This is a genomic window from Bradyrhizobium sp. CCBAU 53421, from assembly GCF_015291625.1.
Taxonomy (GTDB): domain Bacteria; phylum Pseudomonadota; class Alphaproteobacteria; order Rhizobiales; family Xanthobacteraceae; genus Bradyrhizobium.
Genome location: NZ_CP030047.1, coordinates 6,021,789 through 6,036,753 on the forward strand (window position 1 = coordinate 6,021,789; position 14,965 = coordinate 6,036,753).

Here is a 14,965-nt window from a genome sequence, read left to right on the forward strand (position 1 = left end):
CGCGGCAACGCGGAAGGGCGCCTCTCCTTTCGTGAACCCCTGCGTGCGGGCGCATCGATCGTCGTTTCCACAAATCAGGTCGGAGCCGAGACCCGATTGCCCGCGCGGCTCAGGTCAGCATCGCGATGATCGATTGCAGCTGATCGGATGCCGTGGTCACGAGCCCGTCGAACGACGTCTGGCCGTGCGCCGCCGCCCGCAAGATGGCTTCGGCAACGGCCGCCTTGAGACCGAATACGGATTGGTCGGGCGGCACGCTTGCCATCACGGTGTCCAACGCATCGCGCATCGTCTGGATCAGTTCGGAGCTGAACTTCATGGCTGTCCTCCGCATGCTCAGGATAGACCGCGTGCGCCAAGCCACCACTCACAAGCCCGCGATTCCGGATTGCCGTTTCTTAATGCAATGACAAGCCGGTGAACCGGCGAAGAGTTAGAGGTCCTTCTCGGCCAATTTGCGGAAGTCGTCGGGCACCGAACGAACAACCTCCAGCGCTGCCGAACCATATCCGATCGCATCCCAGCCGAAGCGATCGCGGACCTTGTCGATGGCACAGTCCGCCGCCCAGCGCGCCATCCCGATCGGACTACCGGGGCGAAGCGCCTGATCGGCCAGCCCGAGCGGGAGCTCGAGCGCGAGATCCCAATGCTCCTCGAGATGCGACACCGAGATCGCCAGCAGCGAAATGAACTTCTCGCTCGGGTGGTCAGCAAGCGTGGCGCGCACCAGATTCTCGGCGAGCCGGGCGAGGATCACCGTCGTGCACACGGGCGCATCGAGCGTCATCGAGCGCGTCACCGATTTCAGATCGGCGAAGCGAACGCGCACCGTCACGGTTCGTCCAGGTCGGGATTTCGCCCGAAGCCGCGTGGCGACGCGGTCGGCGAGATGAAGCAGCGTCGGCCGGATCACTTGCTCGATCGCGGGCTTTCGGCCAAGCGCCGATTGAGCTCCGGCCGATCCCGCGCGCCGATGCGGCGTGAGTTGTCGCGGATCGCGATTCCAGGCCAGCGCCGCGAGCTTCTCGCCCGCCGCCGGGCCGAGCAACCGCGTCAGCGACCGCTCCGACAATCCAGCGAGTTGACCGATCGTCGCGACGCCGATCGCCTCCAGCCGTGTCTTGGTGACCGGCCCTACTCCCCACATCAACTCAACCGGCAGTTCGTGCAGGAAGGCGAGCTCGGCGTCGGGATCGACGACGACAAGTCCGTCGGGCTTTGCGACCTGCGAGGCGATCTTCGCCAGATGCTTGGTGCGGGCGACGCCCACCGAGATCGCAAGGCCGAGCTCCGTGCGCACGCGCCGCCGGATTGCCGCGGCTATATCGGCGGGCGGTCCGAACAGATGCGTGCAGCCGGCAACGTCGGCAAACGCCTCGTCGATCGAGATGCGCTCGACCAGCGGCGTGAAATCGCCGATCACCTCGATGGCCGCGTCACCCAGCCGTTGGTAATCGCTGAAATGGCCGCCGACGAAAATCAGTTGCGGGCAGAGCCGGCGAGCTTCCCGTCCCGACATGCCGCCGTACACCCCGAAGGCCTTGGCCTCATAGGACGCGGCAAGCACGACCCCGCCTCCGACGGCAATCGGCTTGCCTCGCAGCGACGGCTCGAGCAGTTGCTCGACCGACGCGTAAAACGCGTCCAGATCCGCGTGAAGGATGGTGGCTGCGGCGGCCATCGCGCCCCGTTCATCCCTGACCTGACCAAAGCTGCTCGTCCCTGGACGCTATAGCAGCACTTAGAACAAAACAAGAACACATTCAGTTCCAGTCGACCAGGAACGGTCGCGGGCGCTGGCGCTCCGCCGGCGAGCGTCGGGCGCACGCTGCCGTGCCGAGCATAGAAGTGGGCGGCCGAGGAATCACCGCAAGGCGGCTGGCAGGTCGCTCGACATCTACAACCGAAGACGAGCATGACGACGCGCAGCTGTCGCATCTAGCGGCACCAGCGCGCCCATGAGCCGGCTTGCTTTGACGGACAGGGGTTTTCAGGTAGACATCATGGAATGACCGACCACTCTCATCAGGTGGACTTCCAGGCTGCGGCCTCCCTTTACAAATGGCCTTCCCTCGGCAACGCCAGGCGAGAGGATCGCGCGCCCTATATGATCGTCAACGCAACGCTCGACCAGTGCATTCGGGACTTCATGGGCAAGCCCGAGAAGACCCGGCATCTCTACGAGATCCGGACCACGTCACAGCCTCCCCTCGTGCCGGATGTACTGTCGCCCGAGCATGTGATCGAGCTCTCCAGGCTTCGCGAGTTTCTCTGAGTCGCGGCAGCGGACGCGATCGTGACGCGTTTCTCCCGCAGTCAGGCTTATCCATCGGTCGTGCGCCGGAAGGCGCATTGTTTGCCTCTGAGGGAGCCGCTACACTTGCCCGGCTCACTGACTGACGGACGTCCGCGCCCGCATGATTGATCCGCTTCGACCTCCTCTCGGGTTCGTGCATCGCCTGCGCGGAAGCGGAGTGGCCGCACGACCGGTTGCCGGGGCATCGAGAGGCGCCATATGAGGTTCAATCTGGCGATCTTGAGCGTGCTGGCCGCCAGACCCGAGCAACGCATCCCGCTTGAAGAGGTCAGCCGCGAGGTCAAGCGCATGATCGCCGCGGGCGATGCGGCCACGAAGGTGAAACGGTCGTCGGAGCTCGGCGATGCCGACGTCTTCCAATCCGGATGGGCTTCGATCAATGAGGCCGGGCTGCAGATCACGGAGACCGGCCTTGCGCTTTGGCGCGAGCTTGAAGCGTCCCGGGTCGAGCAGGAACTCAACGCGCAGGAGCACGGCGAGCGGGAGTTTGTCGAGCGGGAGCTTGGTGAGGAGTCCGGCGAACCACAGGCAGAAAGCCTGGAGAGCGTTGCCGCCGAGCCGCGCGATGCGATCAGCGATGCCGAGATCGAGCGGCCCGGCGCTATCGATCGGCCAATCCCTTTCGTGATGCAGGAGGGCTTCGCCGATCGCACGGCCTGGGGCGCAAGCCGCACGACGCCGGCTCCCGACCTGCCCGCGCCCGCCGCGATCGTCCCCGAACCGGCATTCGGCTCCATTCACGACCCGGACCGAGACGGTTCTCGGCTCTCGCACCTCGTGAAACGCCTCGGCACCAGCCTGCCTGGATTTGCCCGGGCGCGGCGGCGGCGCACCAAGCGCGAAGCACCGGATCGGAAAGCGGTCACCGGCGTCGGAGTGACGGGGCTGGCGATTGCGTGCCTCAGCCTGATCTCGATCGTTGCGTGCGTTGCCGCGGCGATTGCACTCGGCCAGATCACGTCGCTGAAGTCGGACAACGCTGCGCTGCGGCGGGAGCTGGTCCCGCTGAGGGACCGTCTCACACGGCTCGAGCAGGAAGCCGCCAAACGCGAGGCCGCGCAACAGGAGGCGCAGGACAAGCTCGAGGCGGACAAGAGGGCCTCTGATGCCGGCAGCCAGCAGACTGCGCTCAACCTCTCGCGAGAAGAGATTCAGCTGATCAGGGAATACATCAAGGCGGCCCCTTCGGCCGGCAGCGGCAGCCCGCCGATCAACGTCGGCGATCCCGTCACCGGCGGAATGATTCCGTTGCCGTCGCCGCTGACGGAGAAGGTGCCGCGACTGGTCGGTGCGAGATTTGCGATCCGCAACGGCGTGATCGTCATCAGCGCACGAAGCAGCCGCCGCGTCGATGCCGTGTTGATGCCGAACTGAACCCGATCCGGATCAGGACACACGAACCGGAATTGCCCCGCCGGCGTCGAGTTGCCGCGACCTCGTCCAGATCACCGCGATCAATGTGGCGCACATCAACGGCCCCACCGGCACAAGCGCGACCGGGAAGGCATATCCCAGCACAAAGATGATGCTGACGCCGAAGCGGAAGGACCGCCTCGATGGCGGCGCGATCCGGTCATCGCTCATGAGGAAGACCAACGCGACGATCAGGACCTGCATATCGTAGATGGCGAAGTACGGGGAAATCAGCGGCGTTGCCGCAAGCAGGCAGGCGGCCTTGACGGCGAAGCTTACATCGCGCCGCCACGTGATCAGTACCCAGACCGCGCAAGCCGACGCGACAAGGATCTGCAGCGACATGGCCACCCCGTAGCCAAAGCCGGCAAGACGAAACAGGCCATAGATGCTCTGCAACTTGTACCACGGCAGCGCGCCGGTGAGATGGAATTGCGTCGTCGCGAAAGTCGCTGCCTCACGAAATCCCGTGAACGTATCCCAGCCGAAGATGGTCCCGGACAGCAGCAGCAGGGCGATCGACATCAGGGAGGCCGTTATGACAACGCTCCAGCGCCCGGTGACGATCAGTACGAAGGGGAGAAGAACGCCATATTGAGGCTTGAAGATCAGCAGCGCGATCAAAAGACCGCTGATGATCGGGCGCCTGTCGAGGAGCACCAGCGCGCCCCCCAGCAGCGATGCCGCAAGCAGCGAGCTTTGGCCGGCAAGGAAATCGTACACGACGGGCGGCGCTGCCAATGCCAGCAGCAGCGCGCCCGAACGCGGCCGAATGGCGTAGACCACGCCGAGCCAGCAGGCCAGCTTTGCCGCGCTCCAGATCCAGAAGGCCGCCGTGAATGGCAATAGCGCGAGGGGTGCCAGAACCAGAAAAAACACCGGAGGATAGAAGAACGGAACCGGCATTTGATCGTAGGAATACGGCGCATGCTGCGCCGGCTGCATCTGATCGAGCATCTGCCGCAACTGGCCCCAATCATAGGCGGTCGAAGCATGCCCGTTCAGAGCCATCGAGCCGGCGGCCCAGAAACACGAGAAGTCGATGCCCGGATGACCGGCTCCACTGACAAAGATCAGGAGCAAAGCCAGTATCGTTATGCTCAGCAGGATGAGACAGGCGGTTGCCTGCGCCCTGTCCTCATCGTCCTTGTGCGAAATAACCCAAGTCATGAAAAATCGCGCGATCTCGTCAAAGCCGCAATCTACCATTGCAGTTTCTGGTGCGGCAACGGATCGGACCCCCGTTAGTTAACGGAGAACCCCGCTTGCGGCATCGTTGTTTGGTGGCATCCTATTAGCTCGGGATTTCGCCCGTTGACGTCCCCGCGCGCGGCGCCGCTTTTCGCACGCTGGTTCGCGCGCAACCCATTCCGCAACGCGCATCTTGACGCGCCCTGTCGCGGGCAACAGTCCGAAACAAACCAGCGGAATTTGCCGGGCACGACCGCGGACGTAGCGTTGGACATGGTGACAGCGCCGGTCGTAAACTGATCCCGTTGCGGCAATCGAAGCCATCAGGCGCGGTTCTGACGATGGACTGGTCCTACTATCTTGCGGGCGGTGCCGTTGTCCTGCTCCTCCTTGCCTATCGCCTGCATGGCGGGCTGTTCAGGAGGGATACGCTGCGGGACGAGAAACTGAATCGGCTGATCGATGAACGCATCAGCCGCATGGACCTGAAGCGCGAAAAAAGGTCCGAATAGATCGCGATGAGGACGTGACGATTTGCTGCGCATGCCGGCGCCATGCGAATCATCGCCCGCCGGCGCCCTGCATGACCCGGGCGACCGGAAACATCATGAAGATCGGGCGACCGTCGCGTGGCCGTCAGCTACGGCTGATTGTTCGGCGGCCTTTCGATGAACTTCCGGCTGCCGTTGAGAAGCTCGAGGTTGTTGGCAATGACCGGATTGCCCGGATCGAGCGAATACGCCTTCTCGAACTTGCGCCGTGCGCCGTTCAGATTGCCGCGCAGCATGAGGGAGTAGCCCTGATCGTTGAGGATCTGGACGGTCTCGCCGCCAATCCGGATTGCCTGCGCGTAGGCCTGATCGGCAAGGTCGAACCGGCGCAACCTGTCATAGCTCGCCGCAAGACCGACCCAGGCCGTGACGTCCTTGGGCGCCTTCTCGACCGCATCCTTGAAATAGCGCTGGGAGATTCCGTAATTGCCGCGATTGAATTGCTCGAGGCCCATCCGCACCGGCTCGTCGGAGGGATAGTATTTGACGTCGGTCGGCTCCTGCACGGGATCGCCGCCCGGCGGATCCACGGGCGCGACGATCGCAGCTTCCCGCGTGGTGTAGTCACAGCCGGCAAGGCCGGTCGCCAAGCAGCAACAGATCAACGCTGGCGCGAGACGATGCAACCCTCGCCCCGTTCCCCAAGTCCAGCGCATCTCTTGCCCCATTCGAAACATCATCGCGAAACTACCTACGAAAAACCGACGGCACGACCGAAACACCGAGGCCAGCGCCAGCAACCAACGTCGCATTTCCCTTCCGAGTCCGGCCCCGGCATCTGGCCCACGCCGCCAGGATTGATCGAGGAATCGACGTCCCAACGCCAAATGCCCCAAAGCCGAGACCGTCAGCTCACGCCTTACTTGCCTCCAACCCCGACGGACACCGACCCTCCGGTCCCCGCTCCCAATCCGGTCGTGTTGACATTCTGAATTGTGGTGACCGGCGGCGCCTGACCCATCGCCTTGGTCGGATCGCTTATGTCGGGAAGCTGATCGACCGGCCGCGACGTGGTGCCGTAGCGCTTCACGGCGTCAGTCGCCCGCCGCGCGTCATACGCGATCCTGCGATCGCCGACATAGGCCGGCCATGGGTGGATCGTGTGGGTGACCGCGTTGACCTCCTTGGCATTGCCGGCACTCATCGTGATGGTCTCGGAGCGCTGGACGTAACGGTCCATCTCGTCATGCCCGTAGACGCCGTAGCAGCCGCCGAGCAGCACGGGGGCGAGCAGAGCCAGATATCTGATTGTCATCTCTCGCCTCCTCTAGTTCAGGGTCTTCACGACCGGCTGGTCTACCGCGGCAGCCGGTGGCGGAGCGCGCACGACCGCATTGGGCGCGATGATGTGGCCATAGGGTCCCTTCACGTCGCCGCCGGAATTGACGTAGTCGTCGTAGCGCTTGCGAACTTCCATCTGGCCGTTGAGGAAGAAATCGACATCGTTGGCCGGCAGGCGGGAGTCGAGCGGCGATGCCAGTTGCTGGCCGGGCGCCGCCGGCGCCACGAGGCGCGGCGTCACGATGATGACGAGGTCGGTTTCCTGCTGCTGATAGGACTTGCTGCTGAACAAGGCCCCGAGCACCGGCACCGAGCCGATCCAGGGCAACTGCGAAACGTCCTGCTGGTTCTTCGTCTGCAACAGGCCGGCGATGGCAAAGCTCTGGCCGTCGCGCAACTCGACCGTGGTGCGCGCGTCGCGGCGGGTCAGTGACGGAACGCTGGTGCCCTGAATCGTGACCGTATTGGTGAAATCGAGTTCGCTGACCGAGGGCTCGACGCGGAGGTTGATCAAGCCGCGCGAGAGCACGGTCGGCACGAAGGCCAGCTCGACGCCGAACTTCTTGTACTCGATCGACACGGTCGGAAAGCCTGACGTCGACTGGCTCGGGATCGGCACCGGGAATTCGCCGCCGGCCAGGAAGCGCGCGGCGTCGCCGGAGAGCGTGGTCAGATTCGGCTCGGCCAGCCGGCGCGCCAGTCCCTTGGTCTCCAGGGCGGTGATCAGAAGGTCCACCGAGCTGCCGTTGCTGGTCCTCAGGATGCTGGTCAGCAGGCTGCCGAACGGGGCCGGAGATATGCCGCCGGCAGAACCGACAAGCGTTCCGATCGTACTGAGCACCGGGAGGCTGCCAGTCGGGGCCTGCCCCACCTGCCCACCACCAGCACCGAGAGGGCCATTGTTGGTATTGATACCGCCAATGGGAGTTCGGCCGGCGGCTGCGACGCCACCCTGCCCCGAAATGCCGATGTTGGTTCCATTGGCGTTGGCCGCCATGAGGTTCACGCCGAGATCGCGCCCTGCCTGCCGGTTGACCTCGAGGAAGCGCACCTCGAGCATCACCTGCTGCGGCGCCGCAACGCTCATCGCATTGACCACGATGCCGCCCTCGGGAACGCTGCCCTTGGCGATCGTCAGCGCCCGCTCGGCGGCGACCGCATCGGCGGCCACGCCGCTCAGCACCACCTGGCCCTCCGACGCAGACACGCGAATGCCGCGCGTGCCGGTTCCCGACTGGATGTTCTGCTGCAGATTGCCGATATCGACGGTCACCTCGACATCGAGGATGCCGATCTGCTTCATCGAGCTGTCGAACAGGATGACGTTGGTGGTGCCGGTCTTCTTGCCCTGGACGTAGATCAGATGGTCGCTGAGCGACTTCACGTCGGCAATGTCGGGCGAGCCCGCGACGATCGACGAAAACGCCGTGTCGACCCTGAAGGTCCGTGATTTGTTGACGGTCACCCTGACGCGCTGGACGTCGCTCATCTCGCTGACGAAGACGCCGCTGGACGACGGAGCCCGCCGCTCCGCGGCGGCAGCAGGATCGGTGAAATGAAACAGGGCGATCGCAGCGCCAAACGCCATCGCGCTCAAGGCGACCAGCCCAAGTCCCGCATCGACCGAAACGCGACTTCCCATCATGCCAATCCCCTTCGCCGCGTCTCCGCGACGATCCCCCGTAAACCTACGGCCTCGACGTCCCGATCACTCCCGTTCGTCCATCACGCCGTAGAGCTTACAGTCTGTCCAACTACAAATCGTTACTCGCGAAATTCCCATTCTCCGGCGTGTCGAGCTGAACCAAAACGCAGTTCGCTCCGTGATCCCCACCCGCCAGGCCGCCTAACGACGGCTCCTGATAATCCCCCGCCGCGCGCCCTGATTGCAAGGAAAGAGCCCCGCCCGGCCGCGGCAAGCCCTGAGAAAACTGCCCGATGTTGCCAGCGCGCACCACTTCGGTAGCCCGGTTGGGCGATTTCCGGCTCGCCCAACGGCGAGGACGTCCGGGCGGCGGCCTGCCCGAACGATCCAACCTCGGCCAGCGCCGAATCGGGCTTCTCAGAACGGAATCTGGGTGGATGCGCTTGGGGCGTTGAATGAGGAGCCCCAGACCGACATCATCATCTGGAAGTTGGGCGAGGATGCCGTCACGGTAAGCGCAGAGGTGCCCGCGGTGGTGGTCACCGTTGGCGAGAGCCCCAGGCTGGAATTGTACAGGAAGGGAGCAGCCGTTTGCTTCTGTGTGTCCGACAGATAGTCAGTGGTGCAAGCGGACGGCGATGTCCCCGCGATGACAGCGGGTGTATAGCACTGGATGATGTTCGCCCGAGCGCCGGCATCGGCAAGCACGCGCAACGACTGCATCGTGATCGCGTACCGCCCGAAATCAATGATGGCGAAGATCAGGGTGAACAAGGGTACTGCAACGATGCAAAATTCCAGGGCCGCGACGCCGCGCTGATCGAGCTTCCTCATCACTGCACCAAACGCACGGTTTGAACATTCGGCTTTGTCGCCCCATCGGACGTACACTTGCTGTTGTCCAGCGTCGTATTGCCCTGGAATGTCACGGCGTAGGCGATGACCTGATAGCAGCCGGAAGCGGGGGCGCTCGACGAGCTGTTGCCTCCGTACGTGACGGGAGTGTTCGGTACATAAACCGTGCCATTGAAATAGCTGCTGGAACTGCCGCTGATATTCACGCCTTGCTTCGAGTAGGCCTCATTGTCGTAGATGAGGAGGTCAGTCATCTGAGTCTTGACCGATGCCGACAGTACCGACGGCCCCGCAGGTGACTTCACCGCAGTAAGCTGGATCGTCGGACTCCCGGTGATGGTGAGCGACCCTCCTCCGAAAAATATCAAAGTAGCCGTTCCCGTTATGGTTGGACTGCCGCTGATCTTGACGCTCCCCGTAAAATAGTACGTGCCACTCAGCGTAGTAGGAAATGACGGGTTGCCCGCATTGTAACAGCTGCCACTCTCATACGACGTGAGTGTTGAGCCACACTTCCCGCTCGGAAAATCAGACGTCTTCAGCGCCGTCAGCGCCGTGTTCACAGCACTCAGGGGATCGGGGATCGGTTGCTGGTAGGTTAGCACGCTCGTGCATTGGGTGCCGCCCGTCTGGGAACAGCCGCCGACCGTATAGCTTGGCGCATTCACCTGGATGCCGGAATTGCCGACGAAGCCGATCGCGTTTGATGCGGCGCTATCCGACGAAATGCCGCACGTTGTCGACGACACGGTAGGGCTACCTTGAAAGGTAACAGAATCCTTCAAAGCCAACACGCATGGAGGTTTCGCAAGACTATCAACTTGGGCGACTGCCAATGCGCCCACATTGATCGTCGACATACCGAGGACCTTGGCGAGGTAAGCCGGCTGCTGCTGGCTAACGATGGCCTGGACGTAAGTTCCCGCGGTCCCGTTCCACGACGTCAGCGACGCGATCTGCACGCTCTGAGAAACGTTGCTCGGAAGGCTCGTCGAGCAAGTGGAGCCGGGATAGGACGTGTCGCCCGAATTGCAGAACGCATTCTGAGCGGCGACCTGCTTGCCGCGATAATCGTATGCCTGTGAGTTATTGCAGCTTACGCCAGGCTGTGGAGCACTGTCGCACGCCAACCGCAAGGCGCCCGCATAGGCGGCCGCATCAGCCGCCCCCTGGGCGCGCTGCTGGGTGACGTACCACATCCCCGCCTCTCCGCCGAGCGCCATCACTCCGATCAGCGGCACCAGTGCAATGACTGTTGCGAACGCGGCCGAGCCTCTACGGCTATGGAGCATGTTTCGCATGGAACACCTATTGAAACCGTTCCGAGTAATACAGCGTGTAAGTACAGGGATTGGTATTGCCGCTGACACACAGTACCGACCGCAGCACCATCGGCGCCAATGTGACCGTCGTTGCGTATGAATAATACTTCGGCTGCGAGGGATCGGAGTTGGTTGAAGAGCAGACAGCATTGCCTTCGCCGCAAATGAGCTGAAAGCTGGAGATCGGATAACGGCTGTCGGCCTTGGCGGTCGCCGTCTGCGCCCAAGTGGTTGTATTCGTGACGTCTGGAGGCGGAGAATACAGGATGGATTGGCCGAACCCGCGCAACGCTGCGAACGCCGATATGTACTGGAAGCCCGCGACCGCAAGATCAGCAAGCGGCATGAGGACGATCAGGATCAGGAAAACGTAGATGATAGGCACTTCCAACGCGACGGCGCCGCGTTGATCCGCGATCAGCGAACGCTTGAGACTCTTACCACTTTCCCTGCAAGCCACGGCCGCTCACCATACGTAGGGAATCAATCTCCAGCGCGATGCCTCGTAGCTGGAATATTCGGGAAGGGTGCGCCGAAGCACGTCCTCCTCGTAGAGGATCCGGCTGACCTGGATGCCGATGTGCAGGATCAGCAAGGCCACGGTCATCCAGCTCAGATGCTGCAGCACGACCCCGAGGAACACGATCTCTTCCGACAAATAGAGAGGATGCTTGATCCATTTGTACGGGCCGCTCTGCACCACCGAACGTGCCTGCGGCACCAGGCTGAACGACCGTCCGAGGTGCCGGATAGTGACGAGTATCATGATCACGCCGGCCAGCACGCAAACCGTGGATACCAGGTTTGCCAGCGTCCCTTCGGTCTTGTCGAAGAACGTGATCGTCCATGGAAAATAGGTGCCGACGAATGCCGCGATCCGCGGCAGCAGGCCTTCCGCCTGCGCCTTGGCAGGCCCTCGGGTGAGGATCAGCAGCGCCAGCAGCAGGTAGAACACCGCGACGCAAAGGCTCGACACGATCGACGGCCAGGGCTCGCCCCCCATCGTTCCGAGCTTGAGCGTCACGACCAGCCCCAGAAGGAGAAACCACGCGCTGCCCAGGAACCGGGTGATCCGGTCGTAAGCCAGGCTTGCCGGCAATGTCATTGTACTTGCACTCATGGCTCAGTGACCGAGGTTGGAGAACGTACGTATGAGGTGGAGGAACGGGCTTCCGCCCAGGATGACGAACATCGCCGGCAGCAGGAACAGCACCATCGGAACGGTGAGCTTGGCGCCCAGCTTGTGCGCCCTTTCTTCCAGCTTGGTGATGCGCTCCCGGCGCAAGTCGGTCGCGATGCTGCGCAGGGCCTGGCTCAGCGGCGTGCCGTATTGCAGGCTTTGGCTGACCATGGTGCCGAAACGACGGAGCCCCTCCGACGTGCTGGCAAGCTTCTCGAATGCCTCAGCGCGGGTCGGCAGGACACGGAGATCGTCAAGCAGACCGTGCAACACATGGGCGATCGCAGGATTGGTCTCGCGCATTTCGTCCGCCACGCGTTCCAGCGCGCTCTCCAGGCCCATGCCCGCTTCGCTGCAGACAACGAGCAGGTCGATCATGTCGGGTGTGCCCGCGCGAATCGCCGAATCGAAGCGCCGCTTCATGACCATGAGAATCAGGCGTGGCGCCATGATTCCGATCGCCAGGCCCATGAACGTGAAGATCATCACGTCGCTGAACGGTCTTCCCAGAACCTGCGAGATGACGAAGGCCGCGATCGGGAGCAGGAACGAGCTCACCATCTTGAAGCCGATCCAGATCGGCAACATCCGGTAGTGATTGAAGCCGGCCGATTGCAGGACCAACCGCAACTCGGAGAGATTTTCCTGCGCGTAGAAGCGCCTGTAGCGCGTGCCGACCGATGAAAGCCAGCCGATCAGGTCGTTCGACGAGCCCCCTCGGTCGGGGATGCCCAGCACCGCGTTCGACACACGCGTGTCCAGGGCGCGGAGATGGACCTCGCGGATGATCAACAGGAAGGTCGCAGCCGCGACCGCGACGGCAAGAGCTGCCCAACCGACACCGGCGGTCATAGCGACGTTTCCCTTCTCACCATCCAGCGGATGACGAAATGCCCCATCACGACCGAACACACCGCATACGCGAGCAGCATGTTTCCTTGCGGATCGGAAAACAGCAGGTCGACCGAGCGCGGATTGATCCAGTAGAGCAGCCCACCGATAATCGCCGGCGCGGCCGTGAGGGCGCGCGAGGAGAAGATCACCTCTCCCGCCAGCGCCTTGGCACGGGACGCCAGCGCGACCCGCTGACTCACCGTCTCGCCCAGTGTCTGCAGCGTCTCGGCAAGACTGCCGCCGGTCTTCAACTGCACCGCAAGCGTCACCGCGAACATGGCATATTCCGGCACCTGCGTTCGCCGATAGACATCTTCCACGGCTTCCTCGGGCGACCTGCCCATGTTCAATTCGCTACACACGATGGCGAACTGCCCGGATGTCGGTTGCGGCATCTCGCGCGCAATGGTGCGGAACGCTTCGTTGACCGGCAGCCCCGATCGGACGGTGCCCGTCACCAGCTGGATCGCATCGGGAAGCTGCTGGAACAGTTGATTTGCGAGACGCCGTTGCTGCCATCCAAACAGACCGCGCACGACCAGCAGGGCAACGATCGCGGCCGCAATACCCGCCTTCAGGCCGGAGAACCTGAGGAACTCGTTGGCATAGAGGACACCGGCCGCCGCGAATGCCGCGGCAAGCAGCACATAGACCGGCCGCACGGGGTACACCATCTCGGGGCGGTAATTGGCCAGGCGATCGAGCAGATTCCAGCGTGACGCCTTGGCCGCGCGGCGGATCGACACCAGGGTTGCCGCTTGAGCCGTGGGCAACGCAATCTCGAGCTGGCGGTCCATGCGCCGCTGTCGCGAGTCGAGCCACAGCGTGTTGGCCGTAGCACACAGCAGCAGCACCAGAACGATGACCAGGGGTGTCGACATCAGATGTGCCTCATCGCCTCAGCCCAGGATCGCTCAAGGCCATAATAGACCAGGCGGCTCTTGAATTTCGGGACCGCATTGGTGGACCTGTAGGTGCCCGATATCCGCCCGTGGATGTCCTCGTCCTTGTACTCGAACAGCGCAATGTCGTTGGTGGTGATCACTTCGCCCTCGAGGCCGATCACCTCGCTGACCTGGACGATGCGGCGCTGGCCGTCCCGCATGCGCTCGACCTGCACGATGAGGTCCAGCGCGGCGACGATCTGGGCGCGGATGGCACGCGACGGCAGGTTGACCTGCCCCATCTGCACCATGTTTTCCACGCGGGTGAGAGCATCACGCGTGCTGTTGGCATGCACGGTGGAGATCGAGCCGTCATGACCGGTGTTCATGGCCTGCAGCATGTCGAATGCCTCGGCGCCGCGCACCTCGCCTACGACGATGCGGTCGGGCCGCATACGCAGCGCGTTCCACAGGAGATCGCGCTGGTTCACCTGTCCGGTGCCTTCGAGGCTCGGCGGCCGCGTCTCCAGGCTGATCACATGCGGCTGCTGGAGCTGAAGCTCGGCCGCGTCCTCGATCGTGACGATGCGCTCGCTGTGGTCGATGAACTGACTGAGGGCGTTCAGCAACGTCGTCTTGCCGGAACCGGTGCCGCCGGAGACCAGAACGTTGAGCCGGCAGCGCGAGGCGATCTCCAGCAGCTGCCCGATCGCCGCGTTCATCGTTCCGTTCTCGATCATCCCGGCGATGTTGTAACGCCGGCTCGGGAATTTCCGGATCGAGATGCAGGGGCTGTGAATAGCCAGCGGCGGCAGGATGATGTTGACGCGGCTGCCGTCGGGCAGTCGGCAGTCCACCATTGGGCTCGATTCGTCGACGCGGCGGCCGACCTGCGAGGCGATCTTCTGCGCCACGGAGGCGATATGATCATTGTCGCGAAACCGGACCGCAACCCGCTCCAGCTTGCCGGCCCGCTCGACATAGACGTTGCTCGGCCCGTTGATCATGATGTCGTTGATGGTCTCATCGAGCAGCAGCGGACGCAGCGGCCCGTAGCCGGTCATGTCGTCGGCGATTTCCTCGGCAAGGAAGAGCTGCTCGCGGCCCGACAGCTCGAGCCGCTCCTGGTTGGCGATGCCGTGGATGATTTCCTCGATCTGCCGCCGCAGCACGTCGCGGGAGACCGTGGTGGCCACCGACGGCTCGATCTGCTCGATCACCCGTTCGCGCAGCGAGGCCGGCATGACCGGATGGTGCGAAGGCTCTTCATGCTTCGGCGCCGACGCAAACAGGCTTGGTGGCGACGACACCACGCTCGGTTCCGCCGGCGGCAAGGCCGGCGGGACCGGCTGCACGCTCGGTGCCGCGGGCGGCGCGACCAGCACCGCTCCGGGCATCCGCACTGGCATTTCGTCTGCGCGCCTGCCGAACT

At 63.4% G+C, this 14,965-nt stretch carries 16 protein-coding genes; 3 read left to right on the top strand and 13 right to left on the bottom strand.

Annotated elements, in window-relative coordinates; genetic code table 11:
* Positions 1-109: 109 nt before the first annotated feature.
* Positions 110-319, bottom strand: a complete 210-nt coding sequence (locus XH92_RS28690; protein WP_194455115.1) for a hypothetical protein — start codon at positions 317-319, stop codon at positions 110-112.
* A 114-nt stretch (positions 320-433) separates the two neighbouring features.
* Positions 434-1,681, bottom strand: a complete 1,248-nt coding sequence (gene dinB, locus XH92_RS28695; RefSeq protein ID WP_194455116.1) for a DNA polymerase IV — start codon at positions 1,679-1,681, stop codon at positions 434-436.
* A gap of 327 nt (positions 1,682-2,008) precedes the next feature.
* Here dinB and XH92_RS28700 point away from each other — a divergent pair, with 327 nt between their 5' ends.
* Together XH92_RS28700 and XH92_RS28705 are read left to right on the top strand one after the other, a co-directional pair.
* Complete coding sequence (locus XH92_RS28700) at positions 2,009-2,275, top strand: hypothetical protein (protein ID WP_194455117.1); 267 nt, start codon at positions 2,009-2,011, stop codon at positions 2,273-2,275.
* A 240-nt stretch (positions 2,276-2,515) separates the two neighbouring features.
* Positions 2,516-3,691 carry a hypothetical protein gene (locus XH92_RS28705; RefSeq protein WP_194455118.1) on the top strand — a complete coding sequence of 392 codons (1,176 nt, stop codon included), beginning with the start codon at positions 2,516-2,518 and terminating at the stop codon, positions 3,689-3,691.
* A 12-nt stretch (positions 3,692-3,703) separates the two neighbouring features.
* On the opposite strand, the gene XH92_RS28710 is transcribed toward XH92_RS28705, so the two are convergent.
* The gene (locus XH92_RS28710; RefSeq protein ID WP_246787698.1) at positions 3,704-4,939 is read right to left on the bottom strand and encodes a glycosyltransferase family 87 protein; all 1,236 of its coding nucleotides are present in this window, start codon (positions 4,937-4,939) and stop codon (positions 3,704-3,706) included.
* Between the two features lie 323 nt (positions 4,940-5,262).
* On the opposite strand from XH92_RS28710, the gene XH92_RS28715 reads away from it, so the two are divergent.
* Positions 5,263-5,433 (top strand): hypothetical protein, encoded by a 171-nt coding sequence (locus XH92_RS28715; RefSeq protein WP_194455119.1) that lies wholly within the window; start codon positions 5,263-5,265, stop codon positions 5,431-5,433.
* A gap of 128 nt (positions 5,434-5,561) precedes the next feature.
* On the opposite strand, the gene XH92_RS28720 is transcribed toward XH92_RS28715, so the two are convergent.
* The 10 genes from XH92_RS28720 to XH92_RS28765 all read right to left on the bottom strand — a co-directional run bounded on the left by XH92_RS28720 (position 5,562) and on the right by XH92_RS28765 (position 14,942).
* Positions 5,562-6,098, bottom strand: coding sequence for a tetratricopeptide repeat protein (locus tag XH92_RS28720; RefSeq protein WP_194461464.1), 537 nt, complete (start codon positions 6,096-6,098; stop codon positions 5,562-5,564).
* Positions 6,099-6,331: 233 nt separating this feature from the next.
* The gene (locus XH92_RS28725; RefSeq protein ID WP_194455120.1) at positions 6,332-6,727 is read right to left on the bottom strand and encodes a hypothetical protein; all 396 of its coding nucleotides are present in this window, start codon (positions 6,725-6,727) and stop codon (positions 6,332-6,334) included.
* 12 nt (positions 6,728-6,739) lie between these two features.
* The gene (locus tag XH92_RS28730; RefSeq protein WP_194455121.1) at positions 6,740-8,398 is read right to left on the bottom strand and encodes a type II and III secretion system protein family protein; all 1,659 of its coding nucleotides are present in this window, start codon (positions 8,396-8,398) and stop codon (positions 6,740-6,742) included.
* A gap of 417 nt (positions 8,399-8,815) precedes the next feature.
* Positions 8,816-9,232, bottom strand: a complete 417-nt coding sequence (locus tag XH92_RS28735) for a TadE/TadG family type IV pilus assembly protein (RefSeq protein ID WP_246787702.1) — start codon at positions 9,230-9,232, stop codon at positions 8,816-8,818.
* The gene (locus XH92_RS28740) at positions 9,232-10,554 is read right to left on the bottom strand and encodes a pilus assembly protein TadG-related protein (RefSeq protein ID WP_194455123.1); all 1,323 of its coding nucleotides are present in this window, start codon (positions 10,552-10,554) and stop codon (positions 9,232-9,234) included. Before XH92_RS28740 ends, XH92_RS28735 begins: the two co-directional genes overlap by 1 nt.
* 7 nt (positions 10,555-10,561) lie before the next feature.
* Positions 10,562-11,035, bottom strand: coding sequence for a hypothetical protein (locus XH92_RS28745; protein ID WP_194455124.1), 474 nt, complete (start codon positions 11,033-11,035; stop codon positions 10,562-10,564).
* A gap of 6 nt (positions 11,036-11,041) precedes the next feature.
* The gene (locus tag XH92_RS28750) at positions 11,042-11,695 is read right to left on the bottom strand and encodes an isoprenylcysteine carboxylmethyltransferase family protein (RefSeq protein WP_194455125.1); all 654 of its coding nucleotides are present in this window, start codon (positions 11,693-11,695) and stop codon (positions 11,042-11,044) included.
* A 3-nt stretch (positions 11,696-11,698) separates the two neighbouring features.
* Positions 11,699-12,667, bottom strand: coding sequence for a type II secretion system F family protein (locus tag XH92_RS28755; protein ID WP_246787704.1), 969 nt, complete (start codon positions 12,665-12,667; stop codon positions 11,699-11,701).
* Entirely contained in the window at positions 12,604-13,446 is an 843-nt protein-coding gene (locus XH92_RS28760; protein ID WP_246787706.1) for a type II secretion system F family protein, read from the bottom strand. Before XH92_RS28760 ends, XH92_RS28755 begins: the two co-directional genes overlap by 64 nt.
* Positions 13,447-13,529: 83 nt before the next feature.
* Positions 13,530-14,942 (bottom strand): ATPase, T2SS/T4P/T4SS family, encoded by a 1,413-nt coding sequence (locus tag XH92_RS28765; RefSeq protein WP_371817830.1) that lies wholly within the window; start codon positions 14,940-14,942, stop codon positions 13,530-13,532.
* Between the last annotated feature and the right edge of the window lie 23 nt (positions 14,943-14,965).